Origin of the sequence: Intestinimonas butyriciproducens (genome assembly GCF_004154955.1) — a bacterium.
Taxonomy (GTDB): domain Bacteria; phylum Bacillota; class Clostridia; order Oscillospirales; family Oscillospiraceae; genus Intestinimonas; species Intestinimonas butyriciproducens.
In genome coordinates this window covers 569788-582951 of the sequence record NZ_CP011524.1, presented here as the reverse complement: position 1 = coordinate 582951, position 13164 = coordinate 569788, and the positions used below count along the sequence as shown (strand labels likewise).

16 protein-coding genes are annotated in these 13164 nt (G+C 65.8%); 8 read left to right on the top strand and 8 right to left on the bottom strand.

Annotated features, from left to right (window positions below; genetic code table 11):
- Nucleotides 1-77: 77 nt before the first annotated feature.
- From SRB521_RS03025 to SRB521_RS03010, 4 genes are read right to left on the bottom strand one after another with little or no spacing between them, the layout of a single operon-like run.
- Nucleotides 78-668 carry an ATP-binding cassette domain-containing protein gene (locus SRB521_RS03025; protein WP_116721334.1) on the bottom strand — a complete coding sequence of 197 codons (591 nt, stop codon included), beginning with the start codon at nt 666-668 and terminating at the stop codon, nt 78-80.
- Nucleotides 665-1411 carry an ABC transporter permease gene (locus SRB521_RS03020; protein ID WP_116721335.1) on the bottom strand — a complete coding sequence of 249 codons (747 nt, stop codon included), beginning with the start codon at nt 1409-1411 and terminating at the stop codon, nt 665-667. Before SRB521_RS03020 ends, SRB521_RS03025 begins: the two co-directional genes overlap by 4 nt.
- A 31-nt stretch (nt 1412-1442) precedes the next feature.
- Complete coding sequence (locus tag SRB521_RS03015; RefSeq protein WP_075705249.1) at nt 1443-2495, bottom strand: ABC transporter substrate-binding protein; 1053 nt, start codon at nt 2493-2495, stop codon at nt 1443-1445.
- 13 nt (nt 2496-2508) lie between these two features.
- Nucleotides 2509-3204, bottom strand: a complete 696-nt coding sequence (locus SRB521_RS03010) for a Crp/Fnr family transcriptional regulator (protein WP_083631106.1) — start codon at nt 3202-3204, stop codon at nt 2509-2511.
- 84 nt (nt 3205-3288) lie between these two features.
- Between SRB521_RS03010 and SRB521_RS16000 the strand changes: the two genes are divergently transcribed.
- Nucleotides 3289-3621 carry a hypothetical protein gene (locus SRB521_RS16000; RefSeq protein WP_165366546.1) on the top strand — a complete coding sequence of 111 codons (333 nt, stop codon included), beginning with the start codon at nt 3289-3291 and terminating at the stop codon, nt 3619-3621.
- 175 nt (nt 3622-3796) lie between these two features.
- Here the strand turns inward: SRB521_RS16000 and SRB521_RS03000 are convergent, their stop codons facing one another.
- Nucleotides 3797-4273, bottom strand: coding sequence for a dihydrofolate reductase (locus SRB521_RS03000; RefSeq protein WP_075705247.1), 477 nt, complete (start codon nt 4271-4273; stop codon nt 3797-3799).
- A 16-nt stretch (nt 4274-4289) separates the two neighbouring features.
- The gene (gene thyA / locus SRB521_RS02995; RefSeq protein ID WP_075705246.1) at nt 4290-5120 is read right to left on the bottom strand and encodes a thymidylate synthase; all 831 of its coding nucleotides are present in this window, start codon (nt 5118-5120) and stop codon (nt 4290-4292) included.
- A gap of 29 nt (nt 5121-5149) precedes the next feature.
- On the opposite strand from thyA, the gene SRB521_RS15995 reads away from it, so the two are divergent.
- Nucleotides 5150-5374 (top strand): hypothetical protein, encoded by a 225-nt coding sequence (locus SRB521_RS15995; RefSeq protein WP_075705245.1) that lies wholly within the window; start codon nt 5150-5152, stop codon nt 5372-5374.
- Between the two features lie 145 nt (nt 5375-5519).
- Nucleotides 5520-6095, top strand: a complete 576-nt coding sequence (locus SRB521_RS02990) for an FUSC family protein (protein WP_116721336.1) — start codon at nt 5520-5522, stop codon at nt 6093-6095.
- A 285-nt stretch (nt 6096-6380) separates the two neighbouring features.
- On the opposite strand, the gene mtaB is transcribed toward SRB521_RS02990, so the two are convergent.
- Nucleotides 6381-7691, bottom strand: a complete 1311-nt coding sequence (gene mtaB / locus SRB521_RS02985) for a tRNA (N(6)-L-threonylcarbamoyladenosine(37)-C(2))-methylthiotransferase MtaB (protein WP_075705243.1) — start codon at nt 7689-7691, stop codon at nt 6381-6383.
- Between the two features lie 153 nt (nt 7692-7844).
- Between mtaB and SRB521_RS02980 the strand changes: the two genes are divergently transcribed.
- The 5 genes from SRB521_RS02980 to SRB521_RS02960 all read left to right on the top strand — a co-directional run bounded on the left by SRB521_RS02980 (nt 7845) and on the right by SRB521_RS02960 (nt 12119).
- On the top strand, nt 7845-8081 hold the full coding sequence (locus SRB521_RS02980) for an HPr family phosphocarrier protein (RefSeq protein ID WP_058117024.1): 237 nt from the start codon (nt 7845-7847) through the stop codon (nt 8079-8081).
- A 2-nt stretch (nt 8082-8083) separates the two neighbouring features.
- On the top strand, nt 8084-8662 hold the full coding sequence (yfbR, locus tag SRB521_RS02975) for a 5'-deoxynucleotidase (RefSeq protein ID WP_075705242.1): 579 nt from the start codon (nt 8084-8086) through the stop codon (nt 8660-8662).
- Between the two features lie 43 nt (nt 8663-8705).
- Nucleotides 8706-8975: an ACT domain-containing protein gene (locus tag SRB521_RS02970; RefSeq protein WP_033116180.1), complete on the top strand. Its 270-nt coding sequence runs from the start codon at nt 8706-8708 to the stop codon at nt 8973-8975.
- A gap of 414 nt (nt 8976-9389) precedes the next feature.
- The gene (locus SRB521_RS02965) at nt 9390-10748 is read left to right on the top strand and encodes a PFL family protein (protein WP_058117022.1); all 1359 of its coding nucleotides are present in this window, start codon (nt 9390-9392) and stop codon (nt 10746-10748) included.
- A gap of 162 nt (nt 10749-10910) precedes the next feature.
- On the top strand, nt 10911-12119 hold the full coding sequence (locus SRB521_RS02960) for an MATE family efflux transporter (protein WP_116721337.1): 1209 nt from the start codon (nt 10911-10913) through the stop codon (nt 12117-12119).
- Here the strand turns inward: SRB521_RS02960 and SRB521_RS02955 are convergent, their stop codons facing one another.
- Nucleotides 12120-13082, bottom strand: a complete 963-nt coding sequence (locus SRB521_RS02955; RefSeq protein WP_242976488.1) for a diguanylate cyclase — start codon at nt 13080-13082, stop codon at nt 12120-12122. It lies immediately after the preceding gene.
- Nucleotides 13083-13164 lie beyond the last annotated feature (82 nt).

Below are 13164 nucleotides of genomic sequence, written 5' to 3'. Positions count from 1 at the left end.
ACGTACACGGATAGTATATGCAGTATATCATAGATATGCTGTGATTGCAAGATTTTTATACCTGATTTCTCCCCTCTTTATACCCGTTTCAGGGGCGGTCCCTGGAAAAAAAAGATCTGGTCGGCCAGGGCCAGGGTATCCCCCTCGTGGGCGGAGAGGAGGACGGGCGCCTCCAGGGCCCGGACCGCCTCCATAAGCCGGACGGCGCGGGGGCCGTCCACCCCGGTGAAGGGCTCGTCCAGCAGCAGGGCGGAGCACCCCAGGGAGGCCAGTGCCAGGGCCCGGACCAGGGCCAGCCGCCGGGCCATGCCGCCGGAGAGGGCGGCGGGGCGGGCGGACGCCTCGCCGGAGAGCTCCGCCAAGGCCAGCCACCGCCCGGCCTCCCCCCGCCTCTCCCGGGGCAGGACGTCGGCGATGTTCTCCTCCGCCGTCCGCCAGGGCAGCAGGCGGTTTTCCTGGAAGAGCAGCACGGTGCGGGCGGGGTCCAGCCCCGTGAGGCGCCCGGCGTCCGGCCTCTGGAGCCCGGCGAGCACCCGCAGCAGGGTGGTCTTGCCGCAGCCGGAGGGGCCGGAGAGCGCGGTGACCCCCCGGTCCGGAAGGGACAGGGAGAAGTCCTCCAGCACCCGCTTGTCCCCGTAGGCCAGGGAGAGTCCTTCGATTTGGATCACAGGCGCATTCCTCCTCCCTCCAGCCGCCGGAGCAGCAGTCCCACCGCCCACTCCAGCAGGAAGCTCAGGGCGATGACCGCCAGGGTCCAGGCAAACAGGCTGGGGGTCTCCAGATAGATCTTCGCATAATAGACCTGAGCACCGATGGCGTTTTTTGGCAGGCAAAGCACTTCGGCGGCCACCCCGGCCTTCCAGGCAAGGCCCAGGGCGGTGCGGCAGCCGCTGGCAAAGTAGGGCAGGACCGAGGGGACGTAGACCCGCCGAAGGGTCCGCCACCGCCCGAACCGATAGGCCCGGGCCAGCTCCAGGAGCTGGGGATCGGTCTCGGCCCAGCCCCGGGAGACGTTGCCCCACACCACAGGCAGCACCATAAGGGCGGAGATGACGCCGGGGACCCGTCCGGTCTCCACCCACAGCAGCACCAGGATGATGAAAGAGGCCACGGGGGTGGCCCGGATCACCTTCACCGCCGGAGAGAGGAGGCAGTCCGCCCAGGGGAGGGCAGAGGTGAGCCCTGCCAGCAGGGTTCCCAGGACCACCCCGGCCAGGAGCCCCAGGAGGATGCGCCCCAGGGAGGCCCCGGCGGTAAGCCAGAAGGCCCCTGTGCCGCACAGCTCCAGGAGACGCCGCCCCACCGCAAGGGGGGCCGGGAGGAGGAGCTCCTTCCCCGCCGCCGCCGCGGCGAGCTGCCACACCCCCGTCCAGAAGAGGAGCGGGAGGAGCAAACGGTATGCTTTTTTCATGCCGCAGCCTCCTCCGGGCCGTACCGTTCGGTCAGCCGCCGTAGTAGAATCCATCGTCGGGGATGCCGCCGCCGATGGACTGGGGGTTGGCCTGCCAGAGCACCTCGTAGTACCCCTGGATGACCCCCTTGATCTGGTCCGCGCCGGTGATGCACACCAGGGCGCACTTGGGGATGGCCAGCTCGGCGATCTTAGCGCTGGGGGTGATCTCATACCGGGCCACCAGCTCGGAGGCGGAGGCGGGGTCGCCGTTTACATAGTCCACGGAGGCCTCGTAGTCTGCCAGGAAGGCCTCCACCGCCTGGGGATTCTCCTGAATGAACTCGGTCCGGGCTACAATGGTGGTCATGGTGAGGCGGCTGCCGTTCTGGAGAGCGTCCCACTCCGCGGAGAGATCCAGCGCCTCCCGCACGTTCTCGTTCTTCATCAGCACGCCGGTGGCGGCGGGCACGGGCAGCATGCACACCTCCGCCTCGCCGCTGGCCATGAGGGCGGCGACCTCGTCGGCGGTCTTCCACCGGATGTCCACCTCCGCCGGGTCCACCCCGTCCTCGGTGAGCAGGTAGTTGAGGACGTACTCGGGGTTGGCGCCCTGGCCGGTGGCGTAGAGGGTGCGGCCCTTCAGGTCGGCCATGGAGCCGATGGAGTCGCCGTTCTCCAGGATATACAGCACGCCCAGGCCGCTGACGGCCAGGACCTGCACGCCGCCGTCGGTCTTGTTGTAGAGGTTGGCGGCCACGTTGGAGGCCACGGCTGCGATGTCGATGGGGTCGTCGGGCCGGGAGAGCCCGGCCACCACCTCGTCGTTGGCGGCGGCGATGGTGACTTGGTAGTGGTTGGCGGTTTCCCCCGCCTCGCTGCCGGCGATGAGCCCGGCGGCCCCCACGCCGCTGGGTCCCTTCAGCACGGCCAGACGCACGTCGGCCTTCTCTCCGGCGGGCGTGGGCGCGGGCGTGGCGGTGGCCTCCGGCGTCTGCGTTGGGGCGGGCGTGGGGGTGGTCTGGGCCTGGGGCCGGGTACACCCCGCCAGCGCCCCGGCCAGCAGGGACACAGCGAGGGTCAGGGCAAGCAGTTTTTTCTTCATTTCCGGTTCCTCCTCATGATGGTTCCGTCTCAATGGCGGCTTCCAGCTCTGCGGTGCTGAGCACCTCGATCCGCTTTCCCGTCCGCCGGATGGCCCCCGCCCTCTCCAGGGTGTCGAAGGCCCGGTACAGGGAGGCCCGGCTCACATCCAGCCGCCGGGCCAGCTCCGTGGCCGTGCAGGAGAGAACGCCGCCCTCCGCCAGGAGGCAGCGGGCCAGCTTCCCCGCCGCGCCGGGGGCGGTGAGCCCCTCGATCTTCCGGCTGAGGAAATGGATGCGTCCGGAGAGGTAGCGGATGTAGTTGGCCGCCGCGCCGGGGGTGTCCCGCAGCAGCTCCGCCACCTGCTCCTGGGGGAAGAAGGCGGCGGAGCAGGGGGAGAGGGCGGTGAGGGTGGTCTCGTAGTCCGGCCTGTCGTGGAAGAGGGCCGCCGCGCCGAAGAGCTCGCCGGGTCCCAGGGTGCTCACCACCAGTTCCCCCTTCGTCACCCGGACCCGCCCGGCCAGGATCACCCCCAGGCTCCGCCGGAACCGCCTGGGGCTGTATATCTGCGCCCCCCGGGTAAAGCTCTCCCGGCTGCACCGGGGATCGGACGCCGCCCGGAGGACCACCGCCCGTTCCACGCCCCGGAAGAGGAAGGTGTTCCCCAGCAGTTCCAGCTCGCCGGAGCTCCACACCGGCTCCACGATGGCACTCCCTCCATTTTGTATCATTTGAGACAGTTTGGAATTATAAGCTTTTTGTGCGCAAAAGTCAACCGCCCACATAGAATGGGTTTGAAAGGGAGGTGATTCCCGATGGCCAGACAAAAGACCGGCTGCCGGAACCGAGGAACCCTGGGCGCGTCGCCCGCGCCCCTCTATGACCGGGTGGAGGGCCTGCGCCCGGCGGTGGAGCGCCCCGCCCCGGCGGCGCCCTGCGCCACAGGGTGGGGCGCCGTGCGGCGGTCGCTGGAGGACACCGAGATGCGCATACGGCGGTATCCCGCCCCCGTCTCCATCCAGGCCACCGCGGCGGACCAGGAGGTGGTGTGCTTGCTGCGCAGGCAGAACGAGCTGCTCACCGAGGTCCTGGGCGTGCTCAACGCCCAGCTCTCCGTGGGACTGGAACAGTTTCGCAGCGGTACATAGGCCAGGCGCCCCGGCCTTCGGGGCGCCTGGTTTTCTTCGCCGGGGACGGGCCCATCCCGCCGCCCCAGCAGATAGTCGGTGGAGACGCCGAAATAGTCGGCCAGGGCGCACAGCGTGGTGGCCGGCACATTCACTTGGCCATACTCGATTTTTTGATAATGTCGGCCCGGGCGGCTCACCCCCGGCGGTAGGTGTCGTACCGGTAGGACAGGCCCTGGTGGTCGAAGGGGCCCTCGGACCCCGCCGGCATCCAGGCCGGGTCGGCGTCCAGGTCGGGGAACCAGGCGTCCGCCGGAAAGGCCCGGTCCAGCCGGGTCACATAGACGGTATCACACCGGTCCAGGAGCTGGCGGTAGACCTGTCCCCCGCCGATGACGAAGGCGTCCGCCGGCGCGGCGGCCAGCAGGGACTCCAGGTCCCGGAACACCTCCGCCCCTTCGGGCCGGAAGGCCGGGTCCCGGGAGAGGATCAGGTTCCGGCGGCCCTTCAGGGGCCGTCCTCCAGGAAAGGTGGACAAGGTCCTGCGGCCCAGAACGACGGCGTGGCCGGTGGTCAGGGCCTGGAAGCGCTTGAGGTCGGCGGGGATATAGCAGAGCTGGTCCCCGTCCCTGCCGATGGCCCAGTTCCGGTCCGCGGCGACGATGGCGTACATGGCGCTCCCTCCCCTCTCACACGGCCACCGGGATCTTCCGCTCCAGCGGCCAGGCCCGGTAGCCCTCCAGCCGGAAGCTGTCCGGTGTGAAGGCATAAAAATCCTCCGCCGCCGGGTCCATCCACAGCGTGGGCGCGGGGTAGGGCTCCCGGGAGATGATTTCCTCCACGATGGGCACGTGCCTGTCGTAGATGTGGGCGTCGGCGATGACGTGGACCAGCTCCCCCGGCACCAGGTCCGAGACCGCTGCGAACATATGCAGCAACACGGCGTACTGCATTACATTCCAGCCGTTGGCGGTGAGCATGTCCTGGCTGCGCTGGTTCAGCACGGCGTTGAGCACATTGCCCGTGACGTTGAAGGTGACCGACCAGGCGCAGGGGTAGAGGTGCATCTCGTGGAGATCGTGGTGGTTGTAGAGGCTTGTGAGGATGCGCCGGGAGGCGGGGTCGTGCCTGAGATCATAGAGCACCCGGTCCACCTGATCGAACCAGCCCTCCCGATACCGGTGCTTCACCCCCAGCTGGTAGCCGTAGGCCTTGCCGATGGAGCCGGTCTCGTCGGCCCACGCGTCCCAGATGTGAGAGTGCAGGTCCCCGATGTTGCTGGACTTCTTCTGCCAGATCCACAGAAGCTCGTCCACCGCGCTCCTGAAGGCCATTTTGCGGATGGTCTGGACGGGGAACTCCCGCCGGAGATCGTAGCGGTTGACGAGGCCGAAGCGCTTTACGGTGTGGGCGCTCTCCCCATCCTCCCAGCGGGGGCGGACGGGCAGAGCCGTGTCCCAGGTGCCGTGGGCGAGGATCTCCTTGCAGTTCTGGATGAATACCTGGTCGGCGTAACTCATGGGCGGTCTCCTTCTCTCGTTTTTGGACTATGATATCACATCCGCGCCCCGCTGGCAAAGCCTTTCCGCGCATCCCTCTTTCCGACATCCGGGCATATGCCGGCGTGATCGAGCACAGGCCCGATGATTCCGACTGCACCCTGGAATCTGTACGCGCGGAAAACGCAGAAATGCTGCGCATGTGCCGGACCTACGGCAGCGACTATATTTTGATCGACGACGACTATCGGGTGGATATCGACCTGACGAGGTGACCGGAACCCGTCCCGGCCCGCCATATGGAAAATTTGTTTAAAAAATAGGTGCATTTGCGCTAAGATTATGTTAAGATGTAGGATGAGAGGAATTTTGAATATCCGGAGCTTTTCGGATCAGACCGACGATTGAGAGGAAACCGCCATGGAGGATGCTCACAGTCACCTGCCCCACATCGGCCTGCGGAACCTGAAGTCCGCTTTTTCCGCCGCCCTGTGCGCCGGGATCTACTACCTCATCGACCGCAACCCCACCTTTGCCTGCATCGGCGCCGTCTACGGCATGGGCAACGACATGGGCCACTCCTGGCAGCAGGGCGGCAACCGGCTGATCGGCACCATCATCGGCGGCTTTCTGGGGATGGGCCTGTTCTGGTGCTATCTCCTCCTGGCCCCCGCCGGGGAGAGCCGCGCACTGCTCATCCCCCTGACCTTTGTGGGCGTGGTGGTGCTCATCTGTCTGTCCCAGATGTTCCGCTGGCCCACGGCGGTGCAGCCGGGCAGCGTGGTGCTGTGCATCATCCTCTTCAACACCCCCACGGACACCTACGTGAGCTATGCGCTCAACCGCATGGTGGACACCGGCGTGGGCGTGCTGATGTCCATGCTCATCAACTACCTCTTCCCCCGGGAACGGCTGGTGCGGTGGATCGCGTGGTGGAAAAAGCGGTCAAACGCCATGGTCCCCGGCTTTACCCCCACCCACGACAGGCCCGACTGAGGCGCCGCACGCATATAATTCTGGATCTTTCACGGCTTCGGCAGACCAACGCCAGCGGACGCTCCATCCGCCGGCGTGTTTTTTGCCGCTTTGCGCGGCTGCTTCTTTTTACGGTTTCTGCTTCCGGGCGGAGAGCCGCAGCATCATAGGCCGGCGCAGCCCGTCCAAACAGGCGGTCAGCGCCCCGAGGGCCTCCCACTCCCCCGCCCTCTCCAGGCCCGGCGTGGAGAGGCTCGTCCGGCTGTATTTTTCAAAAAAGACCGGGCCGTCGTATTTTGCTCTCCCTCATGACTCTCCCCTCTCTTCGACGCGCTCTCCCACTAGGGCGGTCCCCTCCACGCCGGTGATCCTCACCCGCTGTTCCACGTTGTGGAGAGCCGTCCCCGGGGCCAGCACCTCGGTATAATTGGGGGCGTGGCCCCGCCAGAGTCCCCCCTTCTCCTCCTCAAAGAGGACGGGCAGGGTCTCCCCCACCCAGGACGCCAGCCAGGCCCCCTCCAGCTCCGCCGCCACCGCGGCGGCCCGGCGGGCCCGGGCCTCCTTCTCCCCCTTGGGCACTTGGTCCGGCATCCCGGCCGCCGGGGTCCCGGTCCGGCGGGAATAGGGGAAAATATGCATGGCCGTAAAGCCGCACCGGCGGAGGAACGACAGGCTCTGGGCAAACTCCTCCTCCGTCTCTCCGGGAAAGCCCACGATCATATCCGTGGTGATCCCGGGGCGGTGGAAGAACGCCCGGAGGAGCTTCACGCTCTCTTCATACCGCGCGGCATCGTATTTCCGGTTCATCCGGCGGAGCGTGGCGTCGCAGCCGGACTGCATGGACAGGTGGAAGTGGGGGCACAGGTTGGGGAGGGCGGCGCACCGGCGGCAGAAGTCCTCCGTGACGGTGCGGGGCTCCAGGGAACCCAGGCGCACCCGGCAGCCGGGGGCGGCGGCACAGACCGCCTCCACCAGATCGATAAAGCCCGTGCCGTCCCGGAAGTCCTGGCCCCAGGAGGAGATCTCGATGCCGGTGAGGACGATCTCCCGGTAGCCCTCCCCGGCCAGACGCCCGGCCTCGGCGGCGGCGGCGGCCAGAGGCAGGGACCGCACCGGGCCCCTGGCGTAAGGGATGACGCAGTAGGTGCAGAAGTTGACGCAGCCGTCCTCCACCTTCAGCATGGCCCGGGTGCGGCCCTCCAGGCCGCCGCCGGTCAGGGGCTCGAAGGTCCGGCGGGCCATGATGTCGCCCACCGTGACCAGGGGGGGCTCTCCCCGCTCTGCGCACTGCCTTTCCAGATCGTCCAGAAAGCCCATCCGGTCCGCCGTCCCGGCCACCAGATCCACCCCCAGGGCCTCCACCGCCTCCGGCGCGGTCTGGGCGTAGCAGCCGCACACGGCCACCACCGCGCCGGGGGCGCGCTTCCGGGCCTGGCGGATCATCTGGCGGGATTTTTTATCGCTGACCGCCGTGACGGTACAGGTGTTGACGATATAGGCGTCCGCCGCGTCCTCAAAGGGGACCAGTTCATGCCCGCGGCGGCGCAGCTCGGTCTCCAGGGCGGCGGTCTCGTACTGGTTGACCTTGCAGCCCAAGGTATGGATGGCAACTTTCATAGGTGATACCTCACAAAAGGGGCCCCTTCCACTCAGCGTTCTGGTGAAAATGGCCGAATTTCCGAAAGCTGGCGGGTTTGTCAATTGTTTTTTCTCCTCCGCCTGCTTATAATGATACTATCTGATTCTATCACATGCAGGGGTGAAAAGACAATGAGCAGCTTTCCCGTTCAGCTCACATCGGTCAGCGATATCAAGGCCTTTGTCGACGCCGCCAGCCGCCTGGACTGCGATGTGGACGTCATCTGCGGGCGCTATCTGGTCAACGGCAAATCCATCATGGGGCTCTTCTCCATCGACCTCTCCGAGCCCATCCGTGTAGAGGTCCACGGCTCCCAAGCCCAGTGCGAGCTCTTCCAGCAGGCCGTGGAAAGATTCCTGGTGCACTGAGGATGGCCCATCATTTCTTTGCACTCATCTCCCGGATGCGCTACATTGGCCGCTGGGGCCTCATGCGCAACACCTTTGAGGAGAACATCCAGGAGCACTCCCATATGGTGGCGGTGCTGGCCCACGCCCTGGCCGTCATCCGCCGGGATGTGTTCGGCGGGGACATAGACCCCGGACAGGCGGCGGTGCTGGCCCTCTATCACGACGCGCCGGAGATCCTCACAGGGGATCTGCCCACGCCGGTCAAATACTATAATCCGGAGATCCGGGACGCCTACCGCGAGGTGGAGACCGTCTCCGCCCGCCGGCTCCTCTCCATGCTGCCCGACGCCCTCCGCCCCGCCTACGAGCCGCTGTTGCTGGAGGACCCGGAGAGCGGCTATCACGCCGTCGTCAAGGCCGCCGACAAACTCTCGGCCTATATCAAATGTGTGGAGGAGCTCAAGGCGGGAAACAGCGAGTTCCGCCAGGCCGCAGAGCAGACCCGGCAGGCCCTGGAGGCGTCCCCGCTCCCGGAGGTGGGCTACTTTCTGGAGCATTTCATGCCGGGCTTCGAGCTGACGCTGGACGAGCTGCGGTAGCCCCGGGCCTTCCCCCACCAAGAGAGAAATGAGGTTTGACCCTATGAAAGCCATTGTCACCGTCATCGGCAAGGACCAGGTGGGCATCATCGCCGCCGTGTGCACCCTGCTGGCCGAGAACAACGTCAATGTCCTGGACATCAGCCAGACCATCCTGCGGGAGTTTTTCACCATGACCATGCTGGTGGACGTCTCCGCCTGCAAGCTCCCCTTCACCGTCTTTTCCACCCTGCTGGAGAACGAGGGCGCCCAGCGCGGCCTCTCCATCAAGGTCCAGCGGGAGGATATCTTCGACGCCATGCATAAGATCTGACGAAGCGCGGAGGCGCGCGGAGCAGCGCGGATGGACCGGATCGAGGGCGAGCGAAGGGCCGCAAGGCGGCCCGAAGACCAGCCCAAATTGAGAACCCAAGCGGCCACGCCAAAGCGGGGCCGCTTGGGAAAGGACGAGCAAGGGAGCGCCGCGAGGCCTGCCGAAGGGCGGGGCGAGCAAAGCGGACTTTGCGAGGGCGAGCCGCAGCGTGACAGCCCCCGGCCCCCAGGGACCGGCTGCGCCCTTGGCACAGCCCAACGGCGCTTCCCCAATCCCCGTCCATCAAAAATTTCACTCCAAGTCTCGGGGCTGTCCGCATATCGTTGCCGCGCCCGGCGCCGGGCGGCTCGCCGGTACGCAGGCGTGCCCTTACCCGCAGCGTCCGACTTGGCAGAGGACCAGGAGGTTCTTCTTATGCTCAACAGCACGGAAATCATGGACACCATCCACATGATCGACCAGCAGCACCTGGACATCCGCACCATTACCATGGGCATCTCCCTGCTGGACTGCTGCGACCCCGACGCCGGGGCCGCCTGCCGGAAGATCTACGACAAAATCTGCCGCCGGGCCGAAAAGCTGGTGTCCACCGGCGAGGCCATTGAGCGGGAGTTCGGCATCCCCATCGTCAACAAGCGCATTTCCGTCACCCCCGTCTCTCTGGTGGCGGGCGCATCGGTGACGGGGGACTACGTGCCCTTTGCCGCCGCCCTGGACCGGGCCGCCCACACCACCGGCGTCAACTTCATCGGCGGCTTCTCTGCCTTGGTGCAGAAAGGCTTCACCGCCGGGGACCGGAAGCTCATCGACGCCATCCCCGAGGCCCTGGCCTCCACCGAGCTGGTGTGTTCCTCGGTGAACGTGGGCTCCACCAAGGCGGGCATCAATATGGACGCGGTGGCCCTCATGGGACGGACCATCAAGGCGGCTGCGGAGCGCACCGCGGACCGTGGCGGCTTCGGCTGCGCCAAGCTGGTGGTATTCTGCAACGCGGTGGAGGACAACCCCTTCATGGCCGGCGCCTTCCACGGCGTGGGCGAGGGCGACTGCGTCATCAATGTGGGCGTCTCCGGCCCCGGTGTGGTGTACCACGCCCTCCAGGACGTGAAGGGCGCCCCCTTCGACGTGGTGGCGGAGACCATCAAAAAGACCGCCTTCCGCATCACCCGCATGGGCCAGCTGGTGGCCCAGGAGGCCAGCCGCCGCCTGGACGTGCCCTTCGGCATTGTGGACCTCTCCCTGGCCCCCACCCCCGCTGTGGGCGACTCGGTGGCCCGCATCCTGGAGGAGATGGGCCTGGAGGTCTGCGGCACCCACGGCACCACCGCCGCCCTGGCCCTCCTCAACGACGCCGTGAAAAAGGGCGGTGTCATGGCCTCCTCCCATGTGGGCGGCCTCTCCGGTGCCTTCATCCCGGTGAGCGAGGACGAGGGCATGATCGCAGCCGCCGCCTCCGGCGCGCTGCACCTGGACAAACTGGAGGCCATGACATGCGTGTGTTCCGTGGGCCTTGATATGATCGCCGTCCCCGGCGACACCACCGCCGAGACCCTCTCCGCCATCATCGCCGACGAGGCCGCCATCGGCATGGTCAACTCCAAGACCACCGCCGTGCGCCTCATCCCGGCCCCCGGCAAGACCGTGGGGGACACCGTGGAGTTCGGCGGCCTGCTGGGCTCCGCCCCCGTTATGCCCGTCCACCCCTTCGGCTCGGCCCCCTTCGTCTCCCGCGGCGGGCGCATCCCGGCCCCCATGCAGAGCCTGAAGAACTGATGCGCGGGGATCTTTTCGCCCTCCGCCGCCCAATGCGGGAAATTTCCCTTTGATTTTTTCGAAAAGTATGCTAGGATAATATTCACAATGAGTGGCTGAAACAGCGTAAATCCAGTTGTTTCGGCCACTCATTGTTTTTATTTTTTCTTTTAGGAGGACGCCATGGAAGGCATGAAATCAAACGCATTTTTGGAAACAGAGCGGGTCGGGACGCTGATGCGGAAGTACTCCATCCCCTGTATTCTCTCCCTTGTCGTCGCCGCGCTCTACAACATCGTCGATCAGATCTTTATCGCAAACGCCGACTATCTCGGCTCCTACGGCAACGCCGCCAACACGGTGGTGTTCCCCCTGACGGTGGTCGCCCTGGCCGTCGCCGTGATGATCGGCGACGGCTGCTGCGCCTTCGTCAGCATCTCCCTGGGCGCCGGTCGGAATGAGGACGCCCACAGGAGCATCGGCAGCGCCATCCTGCTCTGCCTTGGGAGCAGCGCCGTTCTGACGGCGGTCTACCTGCTGTGCATGGACATGCTCCTCACGGCGGCCCTCTCCGTCTGGTACCTGTGCCACATGCGGGCGGTGCGGCTCGGGAGGGGGAGCTTCGGGCTTCAGGGCAGGCTGGTGAAAAAATTCCTCAGCCTGGGCGTCACAAGCTTCCTGGCCCAGATCTCTCTGGTGGCGTCCATGGCGGCAGTCCAGAATATGTGCATGAAATACGGCGCGCTGGACCCTGTCTTTGGCCGGGTGGAATACGCCCAGATCCCGCTGGCGGTTCTGGGCATCGTCATGAAGTTCTTCCAGATCGCCATCTCCATCGCCGTGGGCATGGCGGCCGGCTGCATCCCGATCGTCGGCTACAACGTCGGCGCAGGCCGCCGGGACCGGGCGAAGGCGCTCTTCACCAAGCTGCTGGCCGCAGAAGCCGCGGTCGGAGCGGCGGCCCTGCTGGTCGTGGAGCTCTTCCCCCGGCAGTTGATCGGCATTTTCGGCGCCGCGAATGAGAACGTCTATTATACGGCGTTTGCGGTCAAAAGCTTTCGGATTTATCTGTGCATGATGGTCCTGGCCACCGTCAACAAGGGAACGTTCATCTTCCTCCAGTCTCTGGGCAAGGCGGTGGCATCCACCGTGATCTCCCTCACCCGGGAGATCGTCTTCGGCGTGGCGCTGCCGATTCTCTTCCCCCTCTTCTGGGGCCTGGACGGGCTGCTGTACTCCTTCCCCGCCGCCGACATCCTCACCTTCCTCATCGCGGCCGTCGTCATCCGGCGGACTTACCGGGAATTGAGGGCCGGAGGGCCGGAAAAGGCCGCGGCGCTCTGCGCCGCGGCCTCAGCCCGACGGCGGGGACCGGCCGGCGGGGCATGCTGACTACGTCCCCAGCAGGTATCCGTCCTTCGTCGTCCTTTTCACGGTATAGAGGACTGCGTCCGCCCGGGCGACGGCGCACTCCAGGGGCTCTCCCCCGGAGATGGGGACGCCCCCTACGGACAGGCTGACGGGGTGCCGGAGCTCTCCGGCCTCCTGTTTCACCTCGCTGATGATCCGTTCCGCCAAATGCCCGGCCTCGGCCCGCCCGCCCACCGCTCCGCAGAGCAGGACAAACTCGTCTCCCCCCATGCGGCACACCACATCTCCGCTCCGCATGGTCTTCCGCAGCCTGCCGGAGATCCTCTTGAGCACATGGTTGCCGGCCAGATGTCCATATGTGTCGTTGATGCTTTTAAAATCGTCCAGGTCCGCCACAAAGATCCAGCTCTCCGCCTCGTCCCAGGTGCTCCACATTTTCTCCAGACCCCGGTAGTTGTAGAGCTGTGTCAGGCCGTCCCGCAGCGCCAGGTCCTCCATGCGGAGCGCCAGCCGCCGGGCGCTCTCCACCTGGTCGGAGAGCCTTTTGGGATAATACTCGCCGGGCGCCTGTTCCACATTCGGCACGGACTGATAGATATGGACCACCTTCCATATCCCCCCGATCCTATGATACAGGATGGAATACCGGCTGCTCATATCGATATAGACCGTCTTGTCTTCCTTTTCCCACCAGATGTCCAGGCCGCCGTACACCAGGCAGACGTCCAGCGAGAGCCGGCGCTGCCGGCACCACAGGTCCTTGAACTGGAACGCCACCGCCTCCCGCTGCTCCGCCTCCTGCATCAGTGCCTGATGAAAGGACGCGCGGTCGAGATAGAATTCGTGCTTTCCGGTGCCGATGATGGAGCAGTTCTCATCCAGCCACTCGAATATGGACTCAAATTCTCCTCTGTCCAGGGAAAAGTAGCTTTTCCAGAGCGCTTGTGTGATCCCGCAAAAATCCATCGTCTGGTCTTCTTCCATTTCCGATCCCCTTTCGGAAAAATCATAGCAGAAACCGCGCCGCCATGCAAGAGGAGATGGGATGCCCCGGCCCGCCCTTGTC